The organism is Marichromatium sp. AB31 (assembly GCF_003718685.1).
Lineage (GTDB): Bacteria > Pseudomonadota > Gammaproteobacteria > Chromatiales > Chromatiaceae > Marichromatium > Marichromatium gracile.
This window is the reverse complement of sequence record NZ_RHFI01000001.1, coordinates 287113-313392: the sequence shown is the minus strand read 5'-3', so window position 1 is coordinate 313392 and position 26280 is coordinate 287113. Positions and strand designations below refer to the sequence as shown.

Sequence of the window (26280 nt, the reverse complement as noted above, 5' to 3'; positions counted from 1 at the left end):
CAGAACACAATGCGAGATTCGAGCCATCTTACAAATCAAATAAAAATCAAATAGATAAAAACAAAATGACTGGATGACGACAGAAAATGTCGGTCGTCTCCCGAGGCAACTCGGGAAGCGACTGGCAGAATGCATCGCAAAATCGGAATGAGAGCTGAAGCCACCCGGGCGGGGGTGAGAAATGATGCAGCAATGCTCGCCCGATCCCCATGAGGCCGTCGTCCCCGTCGAACACGGACACCACAGACCTCACGCGACAAGAGCGTTCATACCTGCAGCGCTATCTCCGCACCAAGCCCTCGATCTCCTCATCGAGCCGGAGCCGGGCACGGAACCCCAGCTCGCGCTCGAGCGTGGCCGAGGAGAACCAGGCATCGCCGACGAGCTTGTCGAGCCCTTCCAGGGTCAGGGGCATGCGCCGACCGAGCAGACGCTCGCCGAGCGTGCCGACCCCGGCGGCGGCGCGCAGCGCCCACAGCGGCACCGTCCAGCGCGGCACCGGACGGTCGAGCGCGCGACAGATGCGCTCGTAGATCCAGCGCGTGGAATAGGCGCCGCCATCGGTCACGCAATAGGTGCGCCCGGCGCTCGCCGGGTGGGCGACGGCGAGCAGCACCGCAGCCACCGCATCCTCGACGTGCACCGCCGAGCGGTGGTTGTCGATCCGTGGCCAGGGCGGGAAGCGATGGGCGGCGACGGCGGCGATCATCCGCGCCAGATTGCCCTCCCCCGCCAACCCGTAGACCATCGGCAGGCGCAACACGCAGCCGGGGATGCCGAGCGCGGCGGCGCTCGCCAGCAACTCGCCCTCGGCGACCAGCTTGGCGCGGCCATAGCCGGTCTCGGGCGCGGGTTCGACCTCGTCGGGGCCGGCCGGATGGCCGCGCGCCCCGGTCGCATCCCCCATCGCCTTGACCGTGCTGAGATAGAGCATCCGCCGCAGCGCCCCGGCGCTGCGCGCCTCGGCCATCAGTGCGCGCGTGCCCTCGGCGGTCACCGTCCAGTGTCCCGGGGCCTCGTAGATGTCGGGCTCGTCGGCCGCCGGGGCATAGCTGGCGAGATGGATCAGGGTCTCGATCCCGGCACAGACCCCGGCGAGGGTCTCGGGACGGGCGAGATCGGCGCGACGTGTCTCCACCCCCCGACCCGGCCACAGCCGCTCGACCACCGCCGGTGCGCGGCTGACCACCACCACCCGCTGACCGTGCGCGAGCAGCGCCTCGACCAGCACCCGACCGACCCGGCCGGTAGCGCCGGTGACCAGCACCGGTCCGAGTGCATCCGCGCGCAGGCTCATGTCGCCCGCCCCCGTCGCAGCCACTGACGCGCGACCAGCAGCCCCAGGTGCAGACGGATACCGAGGATCACCAGCCAGCTGAACGGACGCGGATAGCGCCGGTACTGGAACTTGCGATAGAAGCGCTCCATGCCGCGATGCTTGTGGCGCTCGACGGCCAGCGGATCACCACCGCTGCAGGCGCCCTTGTGATGCACCACCTCGACCCCGGGCACCAGCAGCACCCGCCAGCCGGCCTCAGCAAAGCGCACGAACCAGTCGAGGTCCTCGCAGTGCAGGAAATAGCCCTCGTCGAGCGGGCCGACCTGCTCGAGCGCGGCGCGGCGCACGAACATGAACGAGCCCGAGGTCGCCTCGACCGTCATCGGCTCGCGCGGCGGCGGCAGATGACGCTGATCGAGTCCGGCGCCACCGAGCCGCTCCAGTCCGAGCAGACGGCGCAGCGCGATCCAGGGATCGGGGATGGCGCGCCGACAGGCGACCTGCTCGGCGCCGTCCGGATCGCGCACCATGCACCCGGCGATCCCCGCCTCGGGATGGGCCTCGAGCGCCTCGACCATACGCCCGAGGGTATCGGGGGCGACGATGCAGTCGGGGTTGAGGAACAGCAGCCAGGGCGCGCCGGCCAGCGGCAGCGCGCGGTTGTTGCCCGCAGCGAAGCCGAGGTTGGCGCCGTTCTCGACGATCCGCAGCCGCGCATCGGCACCGACCCGCGCGCGCAACCGGGTGAGGCTGTCGTCGACCGAGCCGTTGTCGCTGACGATCACCTCGACGGCGAGCGTCGAGCCGAGCACCGCCGTCACGCACTCGGCGAGCAACGCTCCGGCGTTGTAGTTGACGACGATGACGCTGACCAGCGGCGTGGCGCTCATCGGCTCACCTCCTCGTCGAGCGCGACCCGCACCGCGCGCTCGGCGGCGGCGAAACCGAAGTGGCGCTCCATCACCGCCAGCCCGCCGTCGGAAAGGCGCTGCCAGAGCGCGTCGTCGACACAGACCCGGGCGATGGCGTCAGCCAGCGCGCGGGCGTCCTCGCCGAGCAGCACCGACTCGCCGTCGACCAGATGCATGCCCTCGGCGGCCACCGCGGTGGCCACCACCGGCAGCCCGTGGGCGAGGCTCTGATTGATCTTGCCCTTGACCCCGGCGCCGTAGCGCAGCGGCGCCACCGACGCCCGCGAGCTGGCGAACAGTGGCGCGACATCGGGGACATAGCCGAGGATCTCGATGTCCGGCGCGGCGAGTGCGCGCACCTCCGGCGGCGGCTCGGCGCCGACCACCCGCAGCACCACCCCGGGCAGGCGCTCGCGCAGCAGCGGCATCAGCTCGCGACCGAGGAAGAGCACCGCATCGGTGTTCGGCGGATGGGCGAAGGCGCCAATGAACAGCAGGCCGTGACGCTCGGCGGCGGGACGCGCCGAGCCGAAGATGCGATGGATGTTGGAGACCAGATGCACCTCGACATCGGGCGCCTCGGTGGCAAGCAGCGCGCGCTCGGCCTCGCTCACCACCCAGGTCTGGTCGGCGCGACGCATCAGCGCCAGCTCCTGATCGCGACGCCGCGCGGCGATCCGGCGGGTGGCCGCGTCGCCGCGCAACTCGGCGAGCCGGCGCTCGCGCAGGAAGTGCAGATCGACGGTGTCGAAGACGATCCGCGCCCGCGCGCAGTGACGCCGCGCGGCCTCCATCAGCGCCGCGGCGGCATCGGCGCGGCTGAGCACCACCAGATCGTAGCGCGCGCCTTGGGTGGCCAGATGACGCGCGACCGAGGGCACGTGCGGACGATAGAGCACCTCCACCCCGCGCTGCTGGAGCGCGCCGACATAGGGCTCGGGCGCCTCCAGGTTGGCCGCGGCAAAGGTCACCTGATAGCCGAGCCCGCGCAGGATGGCGAACAGGTTGACCATGCGCAGCGAGCCCGACTCGCGGTCCGGCGTCACCATGTAGTTGTCGACCACCAAGGCACGGCGCGCCAGGGCGGGGTCCTTGACCCGGTCGAGCGCCGCGTCGCGCGCGCCGAACCCGGCGAGCGTCTCGCCCCAGCGCGCGCGGAAGGTCTCGGCGTGGATGCGCTGATAGCGCTTGAGCCCGGTGCTCGCCTCGGGGTCGCGCCCGGCGCTCACCCCCTCGAAGTGCACCACCCAGGCCGCCGGCTGGTAGTAGACCCGGAGCCCGGCGGCGCGCACCCGCATCGCCAGATCGGTGTCCTCGTAATAGGCCGGGGCGAAGGTGCGGTCGAAACCGTCGAGACGCTCGAACAGCGCGCGCGGGATCGCCAGCGCCGCGCCCGAGCAGTAGTCGACGGGGCGCACATAGCCGTACTCGGGACGATGCGGATCGTCGAGATGACCATGGTTCCACGCCGAGCCGTCGGCGAAGAGGATGCCGCCGGCCTCCTGCTGACGACCGTCGGGATAGACCAGCCGGGCACCGACCATGCCCGCGTCCGGATATTCATCGAAGGTCGCCAGCAGGGCGTCGAGCCAGCCCGGCTGCACCTGGGTGTCGTTGTTGAGGAACACCAGCAGCTCGCCGCGCGCAGCCTCGGCGCCACGGTTGCAGGTACCGACGAAACCGAGGTTCTCGGGGTTGCGGATCAGCCGCACCCCGGGATAGGCGGCGAGCCGCGCGGCGCTGTCGTCGGGCGAGCAATCGTCGACCACCACCACCTCGAAGCGCGCCGTGTCGCCGCAGCGCGCGAGCGCGGCCAGACAATGATGGGTGTAGCCGAACTGACCGTGGATCGGGATCACCACCGACACCCGTGGGTGCTCGGGCGCGGGCAGCGCGATCGGCTCGAAAGGTTCGTCGAAGGCGAGCAGGACGGGTGGATCGGGGATGCGCAACGGCGTGGTGCGCAGCCGCCGCGCGAGCTTGCGCGCGAGCACCCGGGGGCCTTCGGTACGCAGCACGTGCAGCGCGCGCGGACCGTAGCGACGAACCAGATCGAGCAGGCGGATAAGCCCCTGCGGCATCGCCATGGTCGCCATCACCAGGCCAGCGCCGCGCGGGCGAGCGCGTCGAGCAACTCGGCGACCTCGCGCATCACCGGGCTTGCGACCTGCAGCTCGGCGGGGACCGCGCGATAGGCGGCATGGACGGTGGCGGGGTCGCCCGGCAGGGTATAGAGACTGACCACGAAGGGGCAGTTGACGATCCGCGTCGGGTCCTCGCGCATCATCTCGCGCGAGAGCACGGCGCTGCAGAACTCGACCGAGCGCGCCTCGCCGTAGACCGGCTCGGTGAAACCGAGGTCCGCGCCGGTGCGGGCGAACATCTCGCCCAGATCGAGGACGTTGTTGATATAGAGACCGCGTTCGAGGATCGCCGCCTGCAGCCCGTCGAGCGCGGCCTCGAGGCTGGTCTCGGCCTGGTGGACGACGGCGCCGCCCGCGGCCAGCGGCGAAGACAGTGGGGCGCAGAGCAGCGCCAGCGCGCAGAGCGCGCGAGTGATCCGTGACATCGGACGCGACCTCCGGTCGATGAAGCCCAGTTGACGAGCCGCATCTTAGCAGCCGCGCCCACCGGGCACAGCGCCGGCCCCGCGGCGACGGGGCCGGTCGCGTCCGACGACCGGGGTCAGTACTGGTTCATCGGGCGGAAGCCGGGCGGCGAGGGCCAGTCACCAGGGGGCGGGGTCTGCCGCGGCGGCTGGGCGCCGCGCTGACGCGCCTCGAGCTCCTCGACCCGACGCTTGAGCGCCTCGATCTCCTCGGCGGTCGCGTCGGGCGCACCAGTCACCGTGGGCGCGACCGGTGACGCCGGCGTGGTCCCCGGCATGCCGGGATAGGCCGGGGCCGGCGCATAGGGCATGCCGTAACCACCATAGGGCGCGCCATATCCCGGACCGCCATAGGGACCATAGGGCGGCGCATAGGGGCCGTAGAGACCGTCGTAATAGTCATCGTCGTAGCGGTCACCGCCCATCCAGCGGCTGGGGTTCATCATGTCGCCGAAGTTGAACGCCGACACCGCCGGCACCTGCGCCAGCAGGGCGAGCAACGCGATCGCGCGCGCGGAACGTCTGGTGAACATTGGGACTGACACGGAGGTTCCTCCTCGTGGCTTGACGGGGTCCGGGACCGGGCAAGGTGTCGACGGGATCAGCCGTGACTCTGCGCGGCTTGATGGAAGTGACCGTGGCCGTGGTGCTCGCCCTCCTGGGCGTCGCCGTGCAACAAGGCGCCGTCGGGCTGGATCAGCGGGTGGATGGTGCGCCCGAGCGCACGTCTGGTGTCCTGCGCCTGCAGCTCGTCGCGCAGCCAGAGCAGCCAGGGTTCGAGCTCGCCGGGTCGACGGGTCGAGACCACGTCGAAGGGCGCCACGCTTGCCAGCGCGCGCAGATGACGCTCGGCGCGCTCGGGGTCGAAGTCCTCGAGCACCGGCAGCAGATCGCCCTTGGTGCAGAGCACCAGATCGGCGGCGCGGAAGATCACCGGGTACTTGGCCGGCTTGTCGTCGCCCTCGGGCACCGACAGCAGGGTGACGTTGCGGTGCTGGCCGAGGTCGAAGCTCGCCGGGCAGACCAGGTTGCCGACGTTCTCGATGAACAGCAGGTCGATGCCGTCGAGATCGATCTGATGCAGCGCCTGATGGACCATGTGGGCATCGAGATGACAGGCGCTGCCGGTGGCGATCTGTACCGCCTGCACGCCCTTGGCGCGGATGCGCTCGGCATCGTTTTCGGTCTCGAGATCGCCCTCGATCACCGCGATCCGGCAACTCGGCCCGAGCACCTCGATGGTCGCCTCGAGCAGGCGGGTCTTGCCCGCGCCCGGCGAGGACATCAGGTTGATCGCCAGCACGCCGTGACGGTCGAAGTGCTCACGGTTGTGACGGGCCTGATGATCGTTCTCCGTGAGCAGGTTGCGCAGCACGCTGACCGCCGCGCGACCGTCCTCGGTCCGGGCGTGACGTCCGCCATCGCGCACCAAGTGCTCGTTGCCGGGGGTGATGTTGCAGCCACAGGTATCGCACATGACGAGATCTCCGCTAGGGATGCGCTGTTGGGACGATGGCGCGACGTCTTGGCAGCGGTCGCGCGAACCCTGTCCGGGTCATCCATCCACCGGATGCTGGCGCCAACGTCTCCTGAATCCAAGCCTTGGCGTGAGTGTATGTCATCGCGACCGTCACCGGTTAGTCAGAATCCGGTCATGACGCCGGGGCGTCGGGGATCGACAGTTCCAGGTTGGCCAGCAACATCTCGTCGCCGCTGATCAGACGGGTGCGATAACCGTCGCACGCCGCACACAGCAACCGGTTGGGCTCGACCGTGCTCTCCGCGCCACAGTCGAGACAGCGCACCCGCACCGGCGCGGACTCGATCGCCAGGGTCGCGCACTCGGCGCGGGTCCCGGCGGCGGCCAGCGGATAGGCGCGCTCGAGCAGGTCGGGCTCGACCCCGGAGAGCGGCCCGATACGCAACAGGATGCGCTCGACCCGGGTGGCGCCGTGCTCGTCGGCGATCCGCTCGACCTGATCGAGCAGCGCCTGACAGATGGAGAGTTCATGCATCCCGCAACCTCCGCGCGTCGCGGCGGGATCAGCCCCCGCCCTCGAAATAGGTGTAGCCGTAGAGCCCGGCCTTGAGCTCGACGAACAGCCGCTCGCGGGTATCGCGATCGAGTCCGGCGGCATCGAGCTTGCGCCGGTAGTGGGCGAGCAGGGTCCGCGGCTCGAAGTGCACGTAGCTCAACAGCTCGTCGGTGGAGTCGCCACGCTCGGCCTCGCACAGCCGATAGCCAGACGGGGCCTCGGGGTCGAGCTCGACGTTGACCGCATCGGTGTCGCCGAACAGGTTGTGGATGTCGCCGAGGATCTCCTGATAGGCGCCGACCATGAAGAACCCGAGCAGATAGGGCGCGCCCTCGGCGGCGTCGGCATGGATCGGCAGACTGGTCTCCACCCCGCTCTCGTCGACATAGTGCTCGATACAGCCGTCGGAGTCGCAGGTGAGATCGTGGACCAGGGCGCGCGCCTCGGGCAACTCGTCGAGACGCTGGATCGGGGCGATGGGGAAGAGCTGATCGAGCGCCCAGACGTCGGGCATCGACTGGAACAGCGAGAAGTTGCAGAACAGCTTGTCGGCGAGTAGCGCGTTGACGGTATCGGCCAACTCGCGGTGACGCCGCACCGCCGGATCGAGCCGCGCCGCCAGGCGTCGACAGACGGCGAAGAACAGCTCCTCGGCACGGGCACGGGTGGCGAGATCGACGGCATCGTCGGCAAAGCCCGCGCGCAGCGCCTCGAGCAGCTCGCGCGACTCGGCATAGATCTCCTGGGGTGCACCGCGCCCGGCCTCGCGCAGCTGCTCGGCGAGCGCATCGAGCAGCGGCTGGCCCTCCTCGGCGCGCGGCTCGACGCCGAGCCCGGCGGCGCGCTCGCGATCGATGACGTTGGTGATCAGCACCGCATGGTGGGCGGTCAGCGCCCGTCCCGACTCGCTCAGCAGGTCGGGCTCGGGCTGGGAGGCGCGACGACACTCGGCGGCCACCGTCTCCACCACCGCGCGGGCATAGCCGGCGAAGCCGTAGTTGACCGAGCAGTAGTTGCGGGTGCGGGTGCCCTCGTAGTCGACCCCCAGCCCGCCGCCGACATCGAGACAGCCGACCGGCGCGCCCAATCGACGCAGCTCGACATAGAAGCGCGTCAGCTCGGCGACGCCGGCGCGGATGTCCTGGACACTGGGGATCTGCGAGCCGAGATGGGCATGCAGCAGCCGCAGCCAGTCGAGCCGACCGGCCTCGCGCAGCGCCTCGACCAGCGCCAGCACCTGATTGGCCGAGAGCCCGAACTTGGCCTTCTCGCCACCGCTGCTCTGCCAGTTGCCGGCGGCCGCCGCGGCCAACCGCACCCGCACCCCGAGCAGCGGCTCGACGCCGAGGCGCTCGGCCTCGTCGAGGATCAGCGCCAGCTCCGAGGGCTTCTCGATCACCAGGTGCACGCGCAGCCCGAGCCGCTGCCCGATCAACGCCAGACGGATGTACTCGCGATCCTTGTAGCCGTTGCAGACCACCAGCCCGCCGGGGGGCGAGAGCGCCAGCACCGCCATCAGCTCGGGCTTGCTGCCGGCCTCAAGCCCTGCCTGGCCGGAGCGCAGGATCTCGCGCACCACCCCGGCCTGCTGATTGACCTTGATCGGATAGACCGGCTGGTAGCCGCCCCGGTAACCGCAGGCGGCACCGGCCGCGGCGAAGGCCGCGGCGAGCGCGGCGACACGATGGCGGAGGATATCGGTGAAGCGCACCAGCACCGGCAGCGACAGCCCCTCGGCGTCGAGCTGCGCGGCGAGCGCGGCGAGATCGATCTCGACCGCGCCCTCGGGATCGGGACGGGCACACAGGTGCCCCGCCCCGTTGATGGTGAAATAGCCCTCGCCCCAACGGTCGATGGCATAGATCTCGTTGCAGCGTCGGGCCGCTTGATCCACCGCGCCTGTCTCCTCGCTCCAGAATGATGATGGCCGACCGCCGGGCCGGAGCCCGGCGGTCGCGGCCCCGGTCAGGGCCAGATGCCGCGCTGCAGGGTCGCCCTGGCGAGTCGATCGAGCGCCTCGACCAGGGCGGCGGTGCGCAGATCGCCGCACAGCCCCTGCTCGGCGCAATCCTGGGGGAAGCCGCGCCAGCGCGCAACCACCCGGTCGGTGGCATCGAACATGCGGGTACGCAGCCGGTTGTTGACCTCCTCGAGCGACCAGCTGTGATGCTCGATGTTCTGCACCCACTCGTAATAGCTCACGGTCACGCCACCGGCGTTGGCGAGGATGTCGGGCAGCACCACGATGCCGCGCGCGGCGAGCACGTCATCGGCCTCCGGGGTGATCGGGCGATTGGCGCCCTCGACCACCAGCCGCGCCGCCACTCGCTCGGCGTTGCCGCTGTGGATCTGACCGCCGAGCGCCGCCGGCACCAGGATGTCGCACTCGAGCGCGAGCAGATCGTCGTTGGTGATGGTGCGACTACCGGGCAGACCGACCACGGTGCCGTGGGTATCCTTGTGGGTGTCGAGCAGATCGAGGTCGAGCGCGGCACCGTTCTCGGCGAGGATCGCGCCGCCGGAGTCGCTCACCGCGCAGACCTGCGCGCCCATCTCCTGGAACAACCGTGCGGCGATGCGACCGACGTTACCGAAGCCCTGGATCACCACCCGCGCGCCTTGCAGGCTGTCGAGCCCGGGCACGCCGCCGAGCGCGATCAGCCGCTCGGCGGTGTAGACGCAGCCGCGGCTGGTCGCCTCGGTGCGACCGGCCGAGCCGCCGAGCTCACGCGGCTTGCCGGTGACCACCGGCAGGTTGTTCTCGCCGGGGTGGAGCTGGTCGTAGGTGTCGTAGATCCAGGCCATGGTCTGGGCGTCGGTATAGACGTCCGGGGCCGGGACATCGGTATAGGGGCCGATGTTGTCGCCGAGCTCGGAGATGAAGCGCCGGGTGATGCGTCGGAGTTCACCCTCGCTGAGTTCCTTGGGATCGCAGGCCACACCGCCCTTGGCACCACCGAAGGGCAGGTGCAGCAGCGCGCACTTCCAGCTCATCAGCGCCGCGAGCACCTTCACCTCGCCCGGACTCACCGCCGGGTGATAGCGGATGCCGCCCTTGCCGGGGCCGAACATGCGGCTGTGCAGCACCCGGTAGCCCTCGAAGTGGCGGATGTGTCCGTCGTCCATCTCCACCGGGACGCTGACGTTGATGGTGCGCCGCGGCAGGCGCAGATAGTCCACCAGCCCCGGCGGCACCTCACTGAGGTGGGTGCGGGCACGATGAAACTGCTCGGTGAGGATGCGCTCGGGATCGAGTTCATCGGCGAGCGGGGTGGACTGCGAGGATTGGGTGTCGGTCATGACGGCTCCAGCGATAACCGCCGAGCCCTACCACAGGGGCGTGCTCGGCACGGGGACAGGACCGCCCCGGACACCCGACCAGCCCCCCGAGGGGGCTGGTCGACGGTGGCCGTGGGGTCGGCCACCGACAAGGTTCCTCGGAAATATCCCCGCTTGCAACACGGAAAACGGCCAGGCCGCTCAGGCGCGCGGTGTGATCGTCTGCAGTCGCCAGATGTCGTGATTGTAATCGCCGATGGTGCGATCGGAAGAAAAGCGGCCACTGTGTGCACTGTTGAGGATACTCATCCGCCACCACCGCTCGGGATCGCGATAGGCCGCCGCGGCCTGCTCCTGGGTGTCGACATAGCTGCGGAAGTCAGCCGCGGTCATCCAGGGGTCGTGCGGGTTGCGGATCGACAGGGTGATGGCGTCGAAGATCCCCGGTTCGAAGCGGTTGAAGTAACCCGATTCGATCAGCGCCATCACCTCGCGCAGCGCCGGATCGGCGGCGATGATGCCGTTGGGATCGTAATGGGCGCGGGCCGCGACGACCTCCTCGGCGGTGAGCCCGAAGAGGAAGAAGTTGTCGGCACCGACCTGCTCGCGGATCTCGATGTTGGCGCCATCGAGGGTGCCGATGGTCACCGCGCCGTTCATCATGAACTTCATGTTGCCGGTGCCCGAGGCCTCCTTGCCCGCCGTCGAGATCTGCTCGGAGAGATCGGTGCCCGGGGCGATCACCTCCATCAGCGAGACCCGGTAGTCGGGCACGAAGGCCACCCGCAACAGGCCGGCGGTATCGGGATCGGCGTTGACCACGGCGGCGACGTTGTTGATGAACTTGATGATCTGCTTGGCCATCACGTAGCCGGGCGCGGCCTTGCCGCCGAGCAGCACGCAGCGCGGGGTCCAGTCCTGGGTGTCGCCCTGCTTGATGCGGTTGTAGAGATGGACGACGTGCAGCACGTTGAGCAACTGGCGCTTGTACTCGTGGATGCGCTTGACCTGGACGTCGAACATCGCCTCGAGCGGGAAGTCGACGTGACAGATCTGCGCCACCACCTCGGCCAGACGACGCTTGTTCTCCTGCTTGATCTCGCGCCAGCGCGCGCGGAAGGCGGCATCCTCGGCCAGCGGTGCGAGCCCCTCGAGACGCTCCAGATCGCACATCCAGTCACCGCCGAGCTCGGCGTCGAGCAACCGCGCCAGCCCCGGGTTGCACATCGCCAGCCAGCGGCGCGGCGTGACGCCGTTGGTCTTGTTGTTGAACTTGTCCGGCCAGAGCTCGTAGAAGTCGTGGAACAGCCCCTGTCTGAGCAGTTCGGAGTGCAGCGCCGCCACCCCGTTGACCGAGAAGCTGCCGACGATCGCCAGATAGGCCATGCGCACCTGCGGCTCGTGCCCCTCCTCGATCAGCGACATCCGCCGCAGCCGCTCGTTGTCGCCCGGCCAGTGCCGCTCGACCTCCATCAGGAAACGGGCGTTGATCTCGTAGATGATCTCGAGGATGCGCGGCAGCAGCTGCTCGAACAGTCGTACCGGCCACCGCTCCAGCGCCTCCGGCAGCAGGGTGTGGTTGGTGTAGGCCATGGTCTCGCGGGTGATGCCCCAGGCGGTGTCCCAGGAGAGCTGGTGCTCGTCGACCAGCTGGCGCATCAGCTCGGCGACCGAGACCGCCGGATGGGTGTCGTTGAGCTGGAAGCAATTGAACTCGGCAAAGCGCGAGAAGTCCTCGCCGTTGAGCCGCACCCAGTCGCGCAACACGTCCTTGATGCTGGCGCTGGCGAGGAAGAACTGCTGGCGCAGGCGCAGTTCCTTGCCGTTCTCGCTGGCATCGTTGGGATAGAGCACCATGGTGATGTGCTCGGCCTGGTTCTTCTGCGCCACCGCCTCGGTGTAGCTGCCGGCGTTGAACTCGTCGAGATTGAAGTCGTCGGTGGCCGCCGCCTTCCACAGCCGCAGGGTGTTGACCGTATCGTTGCGATAACCGGGCACCGGGAGGTCATAGGGCACGGCGAGCACGTCGCAGGTATCGACCCAGCGCACCGCCTCGCGACCTTGATGATCGAGATAGCGTTCGGTGCGCCCGCCGAACTGTACCCGCTGGGTGAACTCGGGGCGCTCCAGCTCCCAGGGGTTGCCGTCGCGCAGCCAGTGATCGGGCTCCTCGACCTGGGCGCCGTGCTCGATCACCTGACGGAACATGCCGTATTCGTAGCGCAGCCCGTAGCCGCGCACCGGCAGCTGCAGGGTGGCGCAGGAGTCGAGGAAGCAGGCCGCCAACCGCCCCAGACCACCGTTGCCGAGCCCGGGGTCGGGCTCGTTCTCGGCCAGCTCCTCGAGCTGGACGCCGAGATCGTGCAGTCCCTTGGTGAGCGCATCCTCGAGCCCGAGGTTGAGCATGGCGTTGGACAGCGCCCGCCCCATCAGGAACTCCAGCGAGAGATAGTAGACGCGGCGGCACTTGTCGCCGTCATAGGCCTGGCGGGTACGCTTCCAGCGCTCCATCAGCCGGTCGCGCAGGGTGATGGCGAGCGCCGCGTAGGGGTAGTAGGCCGCCAGCGAGTCACTGTCGCGTCCCAGGGTATAGCCGTAATAGCGTTGGAAGTCCCGGGCGAGCCCCGCGGCATCCATCGGCAGAGAGGGCAGGTCGAAGAGGTGCTCGCTGAGCGGGTTCTGCAAGAGTGTCTTGTAGGGGGACATGGCGCACATGGGTCCTCAGTCGTGTTTGAAGATCGGCCGTCGGGCAGACCGCGACGCGGCGGCTACCGAACACGACCCGGATCGCGATCGGATCCTCTGAGCAATAGCGTCAGCAAGGCGCGGGCCAGAATGCACGGTCCCACACGCGACTCACCGCAGATCATCATAGCCGCCGGTCGGGTCTGGTTGATGAAGTCGCAACCCGCAGCGCGGCGACCGGCACTCAGTAATACAGTGTGACCAGCCGCCAGCCCGGGCGCTGCAGGCGCAGTCGGAGGTACACCGTCTCGGCGCCGGCGGACACGAGACGCGCGCCGAACTCACGGGGCGCGACGAACCAGGCCCCGGCGAGCTGATCGGTCAGCGCCTCGCCCGGCGGCGTCGCGGCCTGCAACCGCTCGCACACCCAGTCGCGGGTCACCAGCTCGTCGAGCGCGCCGGGACCGTTGCGCCGAATCCCCGCCTCCAGCCACTGGATGAAGGCGTCGGAGAGCTCGCCGATCACGCTCTCGTGCTCCTTGTTGAGCCGGTGGGCGATCTCGGCGCGGATCGCCGGCAGATCGACCAATCCGTCGAGTGCCGAGCAATCGCCTTCGGCCAGGGCGCGATCGATCCGCCACAGGGTCGCATAGGGCCAGACGCAATAGAGCGACAGCAAGGCCAGCAGCGCCAGCAGCAGCGGTCTCAGGGCCGCCCCCAGGCGGCGCCAGCGGGCGGCCGACCAGTGGGCGCGAAAACGGAAGGGATCGGGAAACAGCGGCATCATCGCGCGAGTCCGGCGCTCAACAGGTCTCCTGGAACTGCTCGAGTGCCTCGCAGACATCGAGCCACTCACTCTCGGTCGCCACCAGCTCGGCCTCGAGCCGGCGGTGCTCCTCCATCAGCTCGAGCAACCGCGGCTTGGCCGACTCCTCGTAGAGCGCGGGATCGGCGAGCGTCTGGTCGAGCGTCTCGCGCCGCGTCGCCAGCTGCTCGAGCGCGGCCTCGAGACGCCGCTCGCGCTGGCGCAGCGGCGCCATCGCCTTGCGCTGCTCGGCGGCCTGACGGCGCTGCTCGCGCCGCTCGTTGCCGGCACGCGCCTGGGCCGACTCATCGGCGCCGGTGCCAGCGGCCACCCGTCCGGCGAGCCAGGCGGGATAGTCGTCGAGATCGCCGGCGAAGGGCGCGACCTGGCCGTCGTCGACCAGCAGCAGGGTATCGGTGGTCACCCGCAGCAGGTGACGATCGTGCGAGACCACCACCAGCGCGCCTTCGAAGCCCTGCAGCGCCTCGCTCAGAGCGTGGCGCATCTCCAGGTCGAGATGGTTGGTCGGCTCGTCGAGCAGCAACAGATTGGGACGCTGGTAGATGATCAGCGCCAGCGCCAGGCGCGCCTTCTCGCCGCCGGAGAAGGGCGCCACCGGATCGAGCGCGCGATCGCCCGAAAAACCGAAGCCGCCGAGAAAATCGCGCAACTGCTGCTCGGTGGCCTCGGGGTCGAGTCGGCGCAGGTGCGCGAGCGGGCTGTCCTCGGCCTGCAGCGCCTCGAGCTGGTGCTGGGCGAAATAGCCGACACGCAGCTCCTGGGCGCACTCGCAACGCCCGGCGAGCGGCGCCAGCTCGCCGGCGAGCACCTTGATCAGGGTCGACTTGCCGGCGCCGTTGCGCCCGAGCAGGCCGATGCGGTCGCCCGGCTCGAACCCCAGCCCGACCCCGTCGAGGATCACCCGATCGGCATAACCCGCGCGCAGCGCATCGAGCCGCAACAGCGGGCGCGGCAGGTGTTCCGGAACGGCGAAGGCGAAGCGGAAGGGCGAGTCGACATGGGCCGGGGCGATCAGCTCCATGCGCTCGAGCGCCTTCAGCCGACTCTGCGCCTGACGTGCCTTGGTGGCCTTGGCGCGGAAGCGATCGACGAAGCCGCGCATGTGCGCGATCTCGCGCTGCTGGCGCTCGTGGGCGGCCTGCTGCTGGGCGAGACGCTCGGCGCGCTGACGCTCGTAGGCCGAGTAGTTGCCGGTATAGAGGGTCAGGCGGCGCTGTTCGAGGGCGAGCACCTGACCGACCACCGCATCGAGGAAATCGCGATCGTGCGAGATCAGCACCAGGGTGCCGGGATAGGCCCGCAGCCAGCCCTCCAGCCAGATCACCGCATCGAGGTCGAGATGGTTGGTCGGCTCGTCGAGCAGCAGCAGGTCGGAGCGACACATCAGGGTGCGCGCCAACGCCAGGCGCATGCGCCAGCCGCCGGAGTAGCTGTTGACCGGGCGGCGCTCGTCGCCGGGGGCGAAGCCCAGACCGTGGAGCAACCGCGCCGCGCGGCTCTCGGCGCCATAGCCGTCGATCGCCTCCAGCCGCCCCAGCCACTCGGCGTGGCGCAGCCCGTCGCCGTCGGCCTCGGCGCGGGCCAGCTCGCGCTCGATCTCGCGCAGCTCGCGGTCGCCGTCGAGGACGAATTCGATCGCCGCGCGCTCGGTGTCCGGGGTGTGCTGGGCGACATGGGCGATCACCCAGTCGGGCGGCAGCGAGACGGCGCCGGCGTCGGCGCCGAGTTCGCCGAGCAACAGCGCGAACAGGCTCGACTTGCCACAGCCGTTGGCGCCGACCAGCCCCACCCGCTGACCGGGATAGACGGTGACGTCGGCGCCCTCCAGCAACAGGTTGGGGCCACGGCGCAGGCTGAGCTCTTGAAGTTGCAGCATGATGATCCGGTATCGGTTGCGAACACTGTGGTGCGCGGGCGAGAGGCCCGCGCGATGCGTCTTCAGGGCCGCTCGGCGGCGCGATCGAGACGGCGATAGCCGATCGCCTCGCCGAGATGGGCCGGGGCGATCCGCGTCGCGCCCTCCAGGTCGGCGATGGTGCGCGCCACCTTGAGCACCCGGTGATAGGCGCGCGCCGAGAGCCCCAGCCTGGCCATCGCCTGCTCCATCATCCGTACCCCCGCGGCCTCGAGCGCGCAGTCGCGCTCGAGGCCAGCGGGGTCGAGCGCGGCGTTGGCACACCCGGCGCGGCGCTGCTGGCGCTCACGCGCCGCGCGCACCCGCGCGCGCACCGTCGCCGAGTCCTCGGCCTGCGGGGCCGAGGGCGCGAGCAACGCGCCGAGTTCGACCCGCGGCACCTCGAGCTGCAGGTCGATGCGATCGATCAGCGGTCCCGAGATCCGCGCGCGATAGCGCGCGACCTGCTCGCGACTGCAGTGACAGCGTCCACCGGGGTCGCCGAGATAACCGCAGGGGCAGGGGTTCATCGCCGCCACCAGCTGGAAACGCGCCGGGAAGCGCGCCTGACGCGCCGCCCGCGAGATGTCGATATGACCCGACTCCAGCGGCTCGCGCAGCACCTCCAGCACCCGCCGGTCGAACTCCGGCAGCTCGTCGAGGAACAGCACCCCGTGGTGCGCCAGCGAGATCTCGCCCGGACGCGGATTGCCCCCACCGCCGACCAGGGCCACCGCCGAGGCGGTGTGGTGCGGGGCGCGGAACGGTCGCTCGCGCCAGCGTGCCGGATCGAACGGCGCGTTGGCGCTCACCGAGCGGATCGCCGCGCTCTCCAGCGCCTCGTCCTCGCTCAACGGCGGCAACAGCCCCGGCAGCCGGCTCGCCAGCATCGACTTGCCGCTGCCCGGCGGGCCGATCAGCAGCAGGCTGTGGCCGCCGGCGGCGGCGACCTCGAGCGCCCGCTTGGCCTGCGCCTGACCGCGCACCTCGCGAAGGTCGGCGACAGTCGGCGCGGTGACGACCTCGCTCCCCTGCGGGTGCGGCCTCAGCGCACGCACCCCGGCGAGGTGCTCACAGACCTCGCCGAGATGCTCGGCCGGCAGCAGCTCGAGCCCGCCGACCAGCGCCGCCTCCTCGGCATTGGCGCGCGGCAGGATCAGGGTGCGCCCGGCCGCGCGCGCGGCCAGCGCCGCGGGGATCACCCCGCTGACCGGACGCAGCGCGCCGGAGAGCGCCAGCTCGCCGAGACACTCGCAGTCATCGAGTTCGGCGGCACCGAGCTGTCCCGAGGCGCCGAGGATGCCGAGCGCGATCGGCAGGTCGAAGCGCCCGCCCTCCTTGGGCAGGTCGGCGGGGGCGAGGTTGATGGTCAGACGACCGTCGGGAAAGCGGAAGCGGGCATTGAGCAGCGCCCCGCGCACCCGCTCCTTGCTCTCACGCACCGCCGCCTCGGGGAGCCCCACCAACGACAGCGCCGGCAGCCCGGAGGAGAGATGGACCTCGACGGCCACCGCCGGGGCCGAGATGCCCACGCAGGCGCGGCTGTGCAGGGTGCAGAGCGTCAACGCCGGGTCGCGACCGGGGTCAGTCGGCGTTCGACTGACGCGCGCCGAGCGCCTGCTCGAGCGCCGCGACCTGGGCCTCGAGCGCCACGACCTTCTCGCGGGTGCGGGCGAGCACCGCCGACTGCACGTCGAACTCCTCGCGGGTCACCAGATCGAGCCGCGAGAGGCCGGACTCGAGCGAGGCCTTGACGTTGCGATTGATGTCTTCCTGCAACACCTGCAGCCCCTTGGGCATGTTCGCGGCGAACCGCTGGACCAGATCGTCGAGTTGCTTGGGATCTAACATGATCGATTCCTTCGGCGCGAACCCACCGGCCCGCGCGCTGTGGATGGGGTTGGACGAGGCCGTCGCCCGCTTCCGCGGGACGGCGACAAGAACCGCGCTGAGGCGCCCTTGGGCCCACATTATAGGTGTGTCGCACGGTGCCGTCTGCGCCGATCGACGGTGCTGTGCCGCCTTCTTTTGGTGCGCTAATCTGACCGCCGACACCCTACCGGCACCAATCCGGTGCACTCTTCTGTTGCCACTTTGGCACATGATGCCGAAAAGCGTCTCCAACACGCCCCAAACGGCAACTGGCACGCGATGTGCTGATGTCCACTGAACGTTTTCGCGTCCCCGGCTCAACCCACACAGCCGACTGCGGCGCACATGGACGACAACCGCCACGACCCAACGCAAGCAAACAGAGGTATCAGTCAATGCAGCAAGCACGCATCGGCGCCATCCTGACCGCCACCGCACTGAGCGCGGCATTCATGCCCTGGCAGGGCGCGAGCGCCGAGGGCCCGCACTCGGTGAGCGCCAACATCGGCGTGGTCAGCAACTACATCTGGCGCGGCCAGAGCCAGACCGATGATCAGGCCGCCGTCCAGGGCGGACTCGACTACGCCCACGAGAGCGGCTTCTACGCCGGCACCTGGGCCTCCAACGTCGACTTCGGCGACAACACCAGCTACGAGCTCGACGCCTATCTCGGCTTCGCCGGCAACATCACCGACGAGCTCGGCTACGACCTCGGCGCCATCTACTACGCCTATCCCGACGGTCGCGACAGCGACTTCGCCGAACTCGCCGCCAGCCTCAGCTACCGCTGGCTCACCGCCGGCATCGCCTACACCGTCTACGGCCAGGCCGACGGCGCCCCGGGGGTCAACAACGACGAGGCGCTCTACATCCAGGGCGATCTCTACTACCACGCCAGCCTCGACTTCACCCTGCCCTTCGACCTCGGTCTGACCGTCTACGGCGGCTACACCGATTTCGAGTACAACGACGGCGGCAACGACTACGCCCACTGGGGCGCCTCGATCAGCCGCGAGGCCGGCGACTTCGGCACCTTCAGCCTGAACTACGACCAGGTCGGTCGCGACACCTACGACGACGACCCCAAGGTCTGGGTGGGCTGGAACAAGGAGTTCTGAGCGACATCACGCGCGCCCGCCCCCAACCCCGGACCGGAGCAGGGATTCCGGTCCTCACAGGAGTTCATTCGCGATGAAACTTGTTGCAGCCGTCATCAAACCCTTCAAGCTCGACGACGTGCGCGAGGCGCTCGGCGACATCGGGGTCTCCGGCATCACCGTGATCGAGGTCAAGGGCTTCGGTCGCCAGAAGGGCCACACCGAGCTCTACCGCGGCGCCGAATACGTGGTCGACTTCCTCCCCAAGATCAAGCTCGAGATCGCCGTCGACGACGGCATGGTCGACAAGGTGGTCGAGGCGATCAGCACCGCCGCCCGCACCGGCAAGATCGGCGACGGCAAGATCTTCGTGTTCAACCTCGACCAGGTCACCCGTATCCGTACCGGCGAGACCGGTCCGGACGCGCTTTGAGCCAGGCAGTGCTAGGAGATGTAACGGTGAATCCGATGCGACATTCGACGACCCTGCGCGCGCCCCTGCTGGTCGCGCTGCTGCTCTCGCCCCTGCTCGCCTGGGGCCAGGACGACGCCGCGCTGAGCGCCGGCGACACCGCCTGGATGCTGACCGCCACCGCGCTGGTGCTGTTCATGACCCTGCCCGGCCTGTCGCTGTTCTACGCCGGTCTGGTGCGCGCCAAGAACGTGCTCTCGGTGCTGATGCAGTGCTTCGCCATCGCCTGTCTGATGAGCCTCTTGTGGGCGGTCTACGGCTACAGCCTGGCGTTCACCGACGGCGGTGCCAACAACGCCTGGATCGGCGGCTTCGAGCGGCTGTTTCTCGCCGGACTGCAGGTCGACACCCTCTCCGGGAGCATCCCCGAGTCGCTGTTCATGACCTTCCAGATGACCTTCGCCATCATCACCCCGGCACTGATGGTCGGCGCCTTCGCCGAACGGATGAAGTTCTCGGCGATGCTGATCTTCATGGCGCTGTGGCTGACCCTGGTCTACATCCCCATCGCCCACTGGGTGTGGGGCGGCGGCTGGATCGGCGAGATGGGCGCGCTCGACTTCGCCGGCGGCACCGTGGTGCACATCAATGCCGGTATCGCCGCGCTGGTCGCCGCCATCGTGCTCGGCAAGCGCAAGGGCTACCCGACCACGGCGATGCCGCCGCACAATCTCGGGCTGACGGTGATGGGCGCGGCGATGCTGTGGGTCGGCTGGTTCGGCTTCAACGCCGGCTCCGAACTCGCCGCCGACTCCACCGCGGCGATGGCGCTCACCGTCACCCAGCTGGCCACCGCCACCGCGGCGCTGACCTGGATGTTCGCCGAGTGGATCAGTCACGGCAAACCCTCGGTGCTCGGCATCGCCACCGGCGCGGTCGCCGGTCTGGTGGCCATCACCCCGGCCTCGGGCACCGCCGGCCCGATGGGCGCGATCGTCATCGGCTTCGCCGGCGCGATCTTCGCCTTCATCGCCTCGACCAAGGTCAAGCACTGGCTCGGCTATGACGACTCGCTCGACGTCTGGGGCGTGCACGGCGTCGCCGGTATCGTCGGCGCCCTGCTCACCGGCGTGTTCGCCGCCCCGGCGCTCGGCGGCGCGGGCCTCGCCGACGGCGTCGACGGCATCGGCGCCCAGGTGTGGATCCAGTTCGTCTCGGTGATCGCCACCCTGGTCTACGGCGGCATCGTCAGCCTGCTGCTGCTGCTCGGACTCAAGGCCACCATCGGGCTGCGCGTCGACGAGGAGCAGGAGACCGAGGGGCTCGACCTCTCGCTGCACGACGAGCGCGGCTATATCCTCTGACCCCGCCACCACGGCGAGCGGCTCCGGCCGCTCGCCCCGCTCCCCGCGCGGCGCCCGAGCGCCGCGCCCAGTCCGATTCGGAGGTCCCACCCGTGGAATCCACCACGCAGCTCGTCTATGCCCTGGACACCTTCTACTTCCTCGTCACCGGCGCCCTGGTGATGTGGATGGCCGCCGGCTTCGCCATGCTCGAGGCGGGCCTAGTGCGTGCCAAGAACACCGCCGAGATCCTCACCAAGAACATCGCCCTGTTCGCCATCGCCAGCACCACCTACATGCTGATCGGCTACGACCTCATGTACCCGACGGCGGGCAACGGCTTCGTCCCCGGTCTCGACTGGGGCTTTCTCTTCGGCGGTGACCACGACGCCGCGACCATCACCGCCGAGGGCCTCAACCACGCCCGCATGTCCGACTTCTTCTTCCAGGTGGTGTTCGTCGCCACCGCCATGTCGATCGTCTCGGGCGCGGTGGCCGAGCGCATGAAGCTGTGGTCCTTCCTGCTCTTTGCCACCGTGATGACCGCCGTGATCTATCCCATCCAGGGCTACTGGAAGTGGGGCGGCGGCTGGCTCGATGCGGTCGGCTTCAACGACTTCGCCGGCTCCGGCCTGGTGCACCTGTGCGGCGCCGCGGCCGCGCTCGCCGGGGTGCTGCTGCTCGGCGCGCGCCGCGGCAAGTACGGCAAGGACGGCTCGATCAACGCCATCCCCGGCGCCAACCTGCCGCTGGCCACCCTCGGCACCTTCGTGCTCTGGCTCGGCTGGTTCGGCTTCAACGGCGGCTCCCAGCTCGCCCTCACCGGGTTCGACAACACCAACGCGGTGGCGGCGATCTTCGTCAACACCAACATGGCCGCGGCCGGCGGCACCCTGCTCGGTCTGATCACCGCCCGGCTGCTGTTCGGCAAGGCCGATCTCACCATGGCGCTCAACGGCGCGCTGGCCGGGCTGGTGGCGATCACCGCCGAGCCGCTCACCCCCTCGCCGCTGTTCGCCACCCTGATCGGTGGTGTCGGCGGCGTGCTGGTGGTGTTCTCCATCGTCACCCTCGACCGACTGCGCATCGACGACCCGGTCGGCGCCATCTCGGTGCACGGCGTGGTCGGCATGTGGGGGCTGATGGCGGTGCCGATCACCAACCCCGGCGCGAGCTTCGCCGCCCAGGCGATCGGGCTCGGCGCCATCCTCGGCTGGGTGTTCACCACCTCGCTGCTGGTGTGGCTGCTGATCCGTCTGGTGATGGGGCTGCGCGTCAGCGAGGAGGAGGAATATGCCGGCGTCGACCTCGGCGAGTGCGGTCTCGAGGCCTATCCCGAGTTCACCGCCACGCGTCGCGCCAGCTGACCCTCACCGTCTCTCCCTGTTGTTCCCGCGCTGCTCACTCCTCTGTTGTTGAGCCACTCAGGGCCCCTCACCGGGGCCCTTTTTTTATCACCCGCCCGCGAAACGCACCCGGGTGATCCCGGGCAGCATCCGCCGCACCAGCGGCAGCCGCGCCACCAGCCACGACAGCGGACGCGCCGCCCCGCGCGGGGCGACGAAGTCGAGCGCGCGGATCTCGGCGAGATCCGGCACCCAGCCGCGCAGCGTCGGCGCGACCCGGTGACGGGCGATCCCCCAGGGCATCTCCGGGGTGCGGTAGTGCGGCGTCTTCCACCAGCCGCGCAGGGTGCGCCGCGACAGCCACGCGGGGATGTGATCGAAGGCGAACCAGGCACCGGGCAGACGGGCGGCCATCTCGCGCAACAGCCCGGCCACCGCCTCGGGGTCGAAGTACATCAGCAGGCCCTGGGCGGTGACATAGACGGCTCGACCGGGCGGCACCCGGTCGATCCAGCGGGTGTCGAGCGCGCTCATCGCCAGGTGCAGATGACGCGCGTCCGCGGTGATGAAGCGCTCGCGGATGGCGATCGCCTCGGGCAGATCGACGCTCAGCCACAGCGAGCGCTCCGAGTCGAGACGGAAGCGCTGGGTCTCGAGCCCCTCGCCGAGATTGACGATGATCCCGTCGGGGTGGGCGTCGAGGAAGGCGCGCAGCTCGGCATCGAAGATCGCCGAGCGCACGCCGTGGGAGTAGTCGGCGGGGCCGAAGGCGCGCTCGTAGTCGTAGTCGAGGGTGCGATGGATCCGCAGCGCCAGGGGGTCGCGGATCACCCCGTCGGCGCGCGCGGCCTCGCTGGCGCGGTTGTGCAGCGTCCACAGCATGGTCTCGGGGACGCCGGTGAGGTTGGGGACATGTGAGGTCGTCATCGTGGAGGACTCGCTGGAGCGGCGGCAGGACGCGGATCCCGCCGCCGGGAACGGACGAATGGAGACGGGCGTGCGCCCGCGAGGCGACAGCGGCGCGCCGGATCAGACCGACAACGCCTCCTTCAGGTGCCAGTCCTTGGTCGCCTGCTGGGCGTCCCACATCGCGCGATAGCGCCCGTCGGCGGCGAGCAGCTGCTGATGACGTCCCTGCTCGACCAGCCGCCCCTCGTCGATCACCAGGATGCGGTCGGCGCCGGCGATGGTGGAGAGCCGGTGGGCGATCACGATCACCGTCTTGTCGCGCACCAGGGCGTCGATGGCACGCTGCACCGCCACCTCGCTCTCGGTGTCGAGCGCGGCGGTGGGCTCGTCGAGGATCACGATCGGCGCATCCTTGAGCAGCGCCCGGGCGATCGAGATGCGCTGACGCTCGCCACCGGAGAGCCGCCCGCCGATCTCACCGAGCCGGGTGTCCCAGCCCTGCGGCAGCCGCTCGATGAACGACAGGCACTGGGCGGCGCGCGCCGCGGCCTCGACCTCGGCGTCGCTGGCCGTGGGGCGGGCCATGCGGATATTGGCGCGCACCGTGTCGTCGAACAGATAGACGTCCTGGAACACCGCCGAGATCAGTCCGTTGAGGGTCTTCGGCGGGATCGCGCGCACATCCACCCCGCCGATGGTGATGCGTCCGGCCTGGACGTCGGCATGACGCATCAACAGCCGGGTGAGCGTGGTCTTGCCCGAACCGGAGGGACCGACCAGGGCGGTGAGACTGCACGGCGCCAGCTCGGCATCGATGCCGTCGATCACCGGCGTATCGCTCTGGGCATAGCGAAACGAGACGCCCTCGAAGCGGATGTCGTAGCGATCGGGGGTGCGTTGCGGCTCCTGCTGCGCCAGCGGCGCGATCGCCAGCAGCGCCTCGATGCGCGCGAGCGCCGCCTCGATGATGCCGAGCACCGTGGTGAAGTTGATGAAGTTGGCCAGCGGCTCGGCGAAGCGCACCACCATCACCATCACCGCCGCCAGCACCGCCAGGTCGAGCGATCCCAGCACCACCCAGGTAGTGCCGGCGGCGACCACCAGCAGCAGCCCCAGCTCGACCACGCTGGCGATCAGGATCGCCGGCCTGGCCGCGGCACGCTCGGCCTGCTCCTGGACCTCGCGCAGCTGCGCGAAACCCTGCTGCAGCCGCTCGGCCTTCTCGCCCTCGCAGCAGGCCGCGCGCAGTACCGGCAGCCCCTGGGTGTATTCGAGGATGTCGGCATAGGTGCGGCTGTGGGCGGCGGCGACACGACGCTTGTCGCGATCCTGCAACGGCCGGCGCCAGCGATAGAGCGGTACGATCGCCGGGAACACCAGCAGCAGGATCAGCCCCACCCGCCAGTCCAGCCACAGGGTGACCAGCGCCGCCACCAGGGGGGCGACCACCGCCGCGGCGATCATGTTGAACACCGTCAGCGCATAGTTGAGGTTCTCGTCGACGTTGCCGAGCAGCATCGCGCTGAGCTCACCGGTGCGCTTGTCCTGCAACCGCTCGAGCGGCATCCGCCGCAGCTGCTCGCCGAGTTGTACCCGCAGCGCGTGGGTGGCGCGACACATCCGACCGTCGAAGTCGAAGCCCATGGCACGCCAGCGCGCCACGGTGGCGAGCAGCGCCAGCAGGGTCATCGTCGCCAGCCACACGAACACTGCCGACCACTCCGGCTGCGGACGCAGCAGCGCGATGAACAGCGGCAGGATGCAGGCCAGCGCCAACCCCTGCAGGGCCGCGGCGACCACCAGCCCGAGCAGGCTCGCGCGCAGCCCGCGGGCATGCTCGCCGGCGGTGGTGAGCAACCGTCGATAGGTCTCGCGCCAGGGCACCAGGGTGAGGCGCTCGGTCTGGTCCGGGTTCAGGGTCTCGGCGTTCATGCGGGGATCTCCTCGCTGGCGGTGGGGGCCTGCTCCTCGACGGCGTGCGCGCCCAGCGCCCACTGCTGGGCCTGGGTGTAGCTGCGCCACAGCCGGGCATAGCGACCGTCGTGCTCGAGCAGCTCGTGGTGACGACCACGCTCGACCAGCCGACCGCGGTCGAGCACCAGGATCTGGTCGGCGTCGCGGATGGTGGAGAGACGATGGGCGACCAGGATCACCGTCTTGCCGCGCATCAGGTGCGAGAGCGCGCGCACCAGCGCCGCCTCGTTCTCCGGGTCGGCGAAGGCGGTGGCCTCGTCGAGCACCAGGATCGGCCGGTCCTGGAGGATGGCGCGGGCGATGGTGATGCGCTGGCGCTGCCCGCCGGAGAGGAAGATGCCGCGCTCGCCGACCTGGGTGTCGTAGCCCTGCGGCAGCGCCATGATGAAGTCATGGGCCTGGGCGGCGCGGGCGGCGGCGATCACCGCCGCCATGTCCGTCCCGGGCATGCCGAGGCGGATGTTGTCGGCGATCGAGGTGGCGAACAGGAAGGTGTCCTGGAAGACGAAGGCGACCTGCTGCATCAGCGTCTCGGGACGCATCTCGCGGACATCGACCCCGCCGACGCGGATACGCCCGGCGGTGACGTCCCAGAATCGCGGGATCAGTCGCGCCACCGTGGTCTTGCCCGCGCCCGAGGGCCCGACCAGGGCGGTGACGGTGCCCGGCTCGACGCGGAAGTCGAGCCCGGCGAGCGCCGCCGACTCGCTGCCCTCGTAGCGGAACTCGACCTCCTCGAAGACCACGCTGGTGTCGCCCGGGAGTGGCTCCTTGCCGCGCTGCGCCACCGCCAGTGCCGGCAACCGCTCGATCTGCTCGATGCGGCCGATGCTGAGCTTGGCCTTGTCGATCAGGTGCAGCAGCGACATCAGCGGCATCAGCGCCTCGGCCATGCCGGTGCCGACCAGCAGCACCGCCAGCCAGGTGGAGAAGGCGAGCGCGTCCTGCCAGATCAGCAGAGCGCCGCACCACAGCAGCACCACCAGGGTCGGCAGCGGGTTGAGCACCGCCAGCCCGAGCCGCGCCGACAGCCCGGCCTCGCGATACCAGCGGGTGACGATCTCCAGATACTGCTCCAACGCGCGATGGTAGCGCCCGAAGGTGGCATGACCGCTGTCGAAGGTCCGCACCACCGGCATCGCCTGGACGAACTCGACCACCGCCGCGCCGACCTGCTCGCGCGCCAGGTGATAACGCCGGCTGATCTCGGCGCGGTCGCGCATCGCCAGGTTCATCGCCACGAAGCCGAGCGCCAGCACCGCGAGCGCGCCGAGCGCCAGACGCCAGTCGAGCCACAGCAGCGCCACCAGGGTGAGCAGCGGTGCGACATAGGCGCGGGCATAGAGCGGCGTGCTGTCGGCGACGAACACGTGCAGCTCCTTGACGTCATCCTGCATCACCTTGGCCAGGGCGCCGGCGCCGAGGCGCTGGGCCTCGCCGAGCGAGATCCGCGCCAGGTGCTGACTGAGCCGGGTACGCAGCACCTGCTCGAGCCGGAAGGCCGCCGCGTGCGACTGGGAGAAGGACTGCACCCTGAGCACATAGGCGAGCGCGGTACAGCCGGCGGCGCCGAGCAGCGCCGCCCAGGGCATGGTGCCGGGGTCCTGGATCAGACCGTGCACCAGCCAGGCGAGCAGTCCGAGCGCGGCCAGGGTGGAGAGTGTGGACGCGGCCGACAGCGCCATGGCGACGCCGATCTGGCCACGGACCGGGCGCATCACCGCCCACGGGCTGATATCGGTGGGCGCGGCGCGCGCGGGCTGGTCCGGGTCGGTGTTCATCGATGACCTCCGCAGATGGATGGCTGGA

Annotated in this window: 21 protein-coding genes; 4 read left to right on the top strand and 17 right to left on the bottom strand. The window is 69.8% G+C overall.

Annotated elements, in window-relative coordinates; translation table 11 throughout:
• Window positions 1–280 precede the first annotated feature (280 nt).
• The 14 genes from EBL84_RS01435 to EBL84_RS01370 all read right to left on the bottom strand — a co-directional run bounded on the left by EBL84_RS01435 (window position 281) and on the right by EBL84_RS01370 (window position 17369).
• Window positions 281–1297, bottom strand: coding sequence for an NAD-dependent epimerase/dehydratase family protein (locus EBL84_RS01435; RefSeq protein ID WP_123139184.1), 1017 nt, complete (start codon window positions 1295–1297; stop codon window positions 281–283).
• Window positions 1294–2169: a glycosyltransferase family 2 protein gene (locus EBL84_RS01430; RefSeq protein WP_123139183.1), complete on the bottom strand. Its 876-nt coding sequence runs from the start codon at window positions 2167–2169 to the stop codon at window positions 1294–1296. The genes EBL84_RS01435 and EBL84_RS01430 overlap by 4 nt, the downstream gene beginning before the upstream one ends.
• The gene (locus EBL84_RS01425) at window positions 2166–4277 is read right to left on the bottom strand and encodes a glycosyltransferase (protein WP_223806938.1); all 2112 of its coding nucleotides are present in this window, start codon (window positions 4275–4277) and stop codon (window positions 2166–2168) included. The genes EBL84_RS01430 and EBL84_RS01425 overlap by 4 nt, the downstream gene beginning before the upstream one ends.
• An 8-nt stretch (window positions 4278–4285) precedes the next feature.
• Window positions 4286–4759 (bottom strand): DUF302 domain-containing protein, encoded by a 474-nt coding sequence (locus EBL84_RS01420; protein WP_123139181.1) that lies wholly within the window; start codon window positions 4757–4759, stop codon window positions 4286–4288.
• A gap of 116 nt (window positions 4760–4875) precedes the next feature.
• Window positions 4876–5343, bottom strand: a complete 468-nt coding sequence (locus EBL84_RS01415) for a hypothetical protein (RefSeq protein ID WP_123139180.1) — start codon at window positions 5341–5343, stop codon at window positions 4876–4878.
• 56 nt (window positions 5344–5399) lie between these two features.
• The gene (hypB, locus tag EBL84_RS01410) at window positions 5400–6275 is read right to left on the bottom strand and encodes a hydrogenase nickel incorporation protein HypB (RefSeq protein WP_123139179.1); all 876 of its coding nucleotides are present in this window, start codon (window positions 6273–6275) and stop codon (window positions 5400–5402) included.
• A 175-nt stretch (window positions 6276–6450) separates the two neighbouring features.
• On the bottom strand, window positions 6451–6813 hold the full coding sequence (locus EBL84_RS01405; RefSeq protein ID WP_123139178.1) for a hydrogenase maturation nickel metallochaperone HypA: 363 nt from the start codon (window positions 6811–6813) through the stop codon (window positions 6451–6453).
• A 28-nt stretch (window positions 6814–6841) separates the two neighbouring features.
• Complete coding sequence (speA, locus tag EBL84_RS01400; RefSeq protein WP_123139177.1) at window positions 6842–8728, bottom strand: biosynthetic arginine decarboxylase; 1887 nt, start codon at window positions 8726–8728, stop codon at window positions 6842–6844.
• A 71-nt stretch (window positions 8729–8799) separates the two neighbouring features.
• The gene (locus EBL84_RS01395) at window positions 8800–10134 is read right to left on the bottom strand and encodes a Glu/Leu/Phe/Val dehydrogenase (RefSeq protein ID WP_123139176.1); all 1335 of its coding nucleotides are present in this window, start codon (window positions 10132–10134) and stop codon (window positions 8800–8802) included.
• Window positions 10135–10314: 180 nt separating this feature from the next.
• A complete protein-coding gene (locus EBL84_RS01390) occupies window positions 10315–12819 on the bottom strand; it encodes a glycogen/starch/alpha-glucan phosphorylase (protein ID WP_123139336.1) in 2505 nt (834 codons plus the stop codon).
• A 223-nt stretch (window positions 12820–13042) separates the two neighbouring features.
• Window positions 13043–13585 (bottom strand): DUF2939 domain-containing protein, encoded by a 543-nt coding sequence (locus EBL84_RS01385; protein WP_165913403.1) that lies wholly within the window; start codon window positions 13583–13585, stop codon window positions 13043–13045.
• A 16-nt stretch (window positions 13586–13601) separates the two neighbouring features.
• On the bottom strand, window positions 13602–15500 hold the full coding sequence (locus EBL84_RS01380) for an ATP-binding cassette domain-containing protein (protein ID WP_123139174.1): 1899 nt from the start codon (window positions 15498–15500) through the stop codon (window positions 13602–13604).
• A 62-nt stretch (window positions 15501–15562) separates the two neighbouring features.
• The gene (locus EBL84_RS01375; RefSeq protein WP_123139173.1) at window positions 15563–17083 is read right to left on the bottom strand and encodes a YifB family Mg chelatase-like AAA ATPase; all 1521 of its coding nucleotides are present in this window, start codon (window positions 17081–17083) and stop codon (window positions 15563–15565) included.
• A gap of 19 nt (window positions 17084–17102) precedes the next feature.
• Window positions 17103–17369, bottom strand: coding sequence for an accessory factor UbiK family protein (locus tag EBL84_RS01370; protein WP_062272149.1), 267 nt, complete (start codon window positions 17367–17369; stop codon window positions 17103–17105).
• A 416-nt stretch (window positions 17370–17785) separates the two neighbouring features.
• On the opposite strand from EBL84_RS01370, the gene EBL84_RS01365 reads away from it, so the two are divergent.
• The 4 genes from EBL84_RS01365 (at window position 17786) to EBL84_RS01350 (ending at window position 21609) form a co-directional block, all read left to right on the top strand.
• On the top strand, window positions 17786–18508 hold the full coding sequence (locus EBL84_RS01365; protein ID WP_123139172.1) for a TorF family putative porin: 723 nt from the start codon (window positions 17786–17788) through the stop codon (window positions 18506–18508).
• A 73-nt stretch (window positions 18509–18581) separates the two neighbouring features.
• Window positions 18582–18920, top strand: a complete 339-nt coding sequence (locus EBL84_RS01360; protein WP_123139171.1) for a P-II family nitrogen regulator — start codon at window positions 18582–18584, stop codon at window positions 18918–18920.
• Between the two features lie 35 nt (window positions 18921–18955).
• Window positions 18956–20263, top strand: coding sequence for an ammonium transporter (locus tag EBL84_RS01355; RefSeq protein WP_123139170.1), 1308 nt, complete (start codon window positions 18956–18958; stop codon window positions 20261–20263).
• A gap of 92 nt (window positions 20264–20355) precedes the next feature.
• The gene (locus EBL84_RS01350) at window positions 20356–21609 is read left to right on the top strand and encodes an ammonium transporter (RefSeq protein WP_123139169.1); all 1254 of its coding nucleotides are present in this window, start codon (window positions 20356–20358) and stop codon (window positions 21607–21609) included.
• 87 nt (window positions 21610–21696) lie between these two features.
• Here EBL84_RS01350 and EBL84_RS01345 read toward each other — a convergent pair whose 3' ends face one another.
• The 3 genes from EBL84_RS01345 to EBL84_RS01335 all read right to left on the bottom strand — a co-directional run bounded on the left by EBL84_RS01345 (window position 21697) and on the right by EBL84_RS01335 (window position 26252).
• Window positions 21697–22515, bottom strand: a complete 819-nt coding sequence (locus EBL84_RS01345; protein ID WP_123139168.1) for a class I SAM-dependent methyltransferase — start codon at window positions 22513–22515, stop codon at window positions 21697–21699.
• A 102-nt stretch (window positions 22516–22617) separates the two neighbouring features.
• Window positions 22618–24429, bottom strand: coding sequence for an ABC transporter ATP-binding protein (locus EBL84_RS01340; RefSeq protein WP_123139167.1), 1812 nt, complete (start codon window positions 24427–24429; stop codon window positions 22618–22620).
• Window positions 24426–26252 carry an ABC transporter ATP-binding protein gene (locus tag EBL84_RS01335; RefSeq protein WP_123139166.1) on the bottom strand — a complete coding sequence of 609 codons (1827 nt, stop codon included), beginning with the start codon at window positions 26250–26252 and terminating at the stop codon, window positions 24426–24428. Before EBL84_RS01335 ends, EBL84_RS01340 begins: the two co-directional genes overlap by 4 nt.
• Between the last annotated feature and the right edge of the window lie 28 nt (window positions 26253–26280).

What these genes read in the sequence shown, in the direction of transcription:
- EBL84_RS01405 (WP_123139178.1), bottom strand. Translation starts at nt 6,813, where the DNA reads ATGCATGAACTCTCCATCTGTCAGGCGCTGCTCGATCAGGTCGAGCGG.
- EBL84_RS01365 (WP_123139172.1), top strand. Translation starts at nt 17,786, where the DNA reads ATGCAGCAAGCACGCATCGGCGCCATCCTGACCGCCACCGCACTGAGC.
- EBL84_RS01385 (WP_165913403.1), bottom strand. Translation starts at nt 13,585, where the DNA reads ATGATGCCGCTGTTTCCCGATCCCTTCCGTTTTCGCGCCCACTGGTCG.
- EBL84_RS01430 (WP_123139183.1), bottom strand. Translation starts at nt 2,169, where the DNA reads ATGAGCGCCACGCCGCTGGTCAGCGTCATCGTCGTCAACTACAACGCC.
- hypB (WP_123139179.1), bottom strand. Translation starts at nt 6,275, where the DNA reads ATGTGCGATACCTGTGGCTGCAACATCACCCCCGGCAACGAGCACTTG.
- EBL84_RS01380 (WP_123139174.1), bottom strand. Translation starts at nt 15,500, where the DNA reads ATGCTGCAACTTCAAGAGCTCAGCCTGCGCCGTGGCCCCAACCTGTTG.
- EBL84_RS01345 (WP_123139168.1), bottom strand. Translation starts at nt 22,515, where the DNA reads ATGACGACCTCACATGTCCCCAACCTCACCGGCGTCCCCGAGACCATG.
- EBL84_RS01335 (WP_123139166.1), bottom strand. Translation starts at nt 26,252, where the DNA reads ATGAACACCGACCCGGACCAGCCCGCGCGCGCCGCGCCCACCGATATC.
- EBL84_RS01435 (WP_123139184.1), bottom strand. Translation starts at nt 1,297, where the DNA reads ATGAGCCTGCGCGCGGATGCACTCGGACCGGTGCTGGTCACCGGCGCT.
- EBL84_RS01370 (WP_062272149.1), bottom strand. Translation starts at nt 17,369, where the DNA reads ATGTTAGATCCCAAGCAACTCGACGATCTGGTCCAGCGGTTCGCCGCG.
- EBL84_RS01425 (WP_223806938.1), bottom strand. Translation starts at nt 4,277, where the DNA reads ATGGCGATGCCGCAGGGGCTTATCCGCCTGCTCGATCTGGTTCGTCGC.
- EBL84_RS01360 (WP_123139171.1), top strand. Translation starts at nt 18,582, where the DNA reads ATGAAACTTGTTGCAGCCGTCATCAAACCCTTCAAGCTCGACGACGTG.
- EBL84_RS01340 (WP_123139167.1), bottom strand. Translation starts at nt 24,429, where the DNA reads ATGAACGCCGAGACCCTGAACCCGGACCAGACCGAGCGCCTCACCCTG.
- EBL84_RS01420 (WP_123139181.1), bottom strand. Translation starts at nt 4,759, where the DNA reads ATGTCACGGATCACTCGCGCGCTCTGCGCGCTGGCGCTGCTCTGCGCC.
- EBL84_RS01390 (WP_123139336.1), bottom strand. Translation starts at nt 12,819, where the DNA reads ATGTCCCCCTACAAGACACTCTTGCAGAACCCGCTCAGCGAGCACCTC.
- EBL84_RS01395 (WP_123139176.1), bottom strand. Translation starts at nt 10,134, where the DNA reads ATGACCGACACCCAATCCTCGCAGTCCACCCCGCTCGCCGATGAACTC.
- EBL84_RS01355 (WP_123139170.1), top strand. Translation starts at nt 18,956, where the DNA reads ATGCGACATTCGACGACCCTGCGCGCGCCCCTGCTGGTCGCGCTGCTG.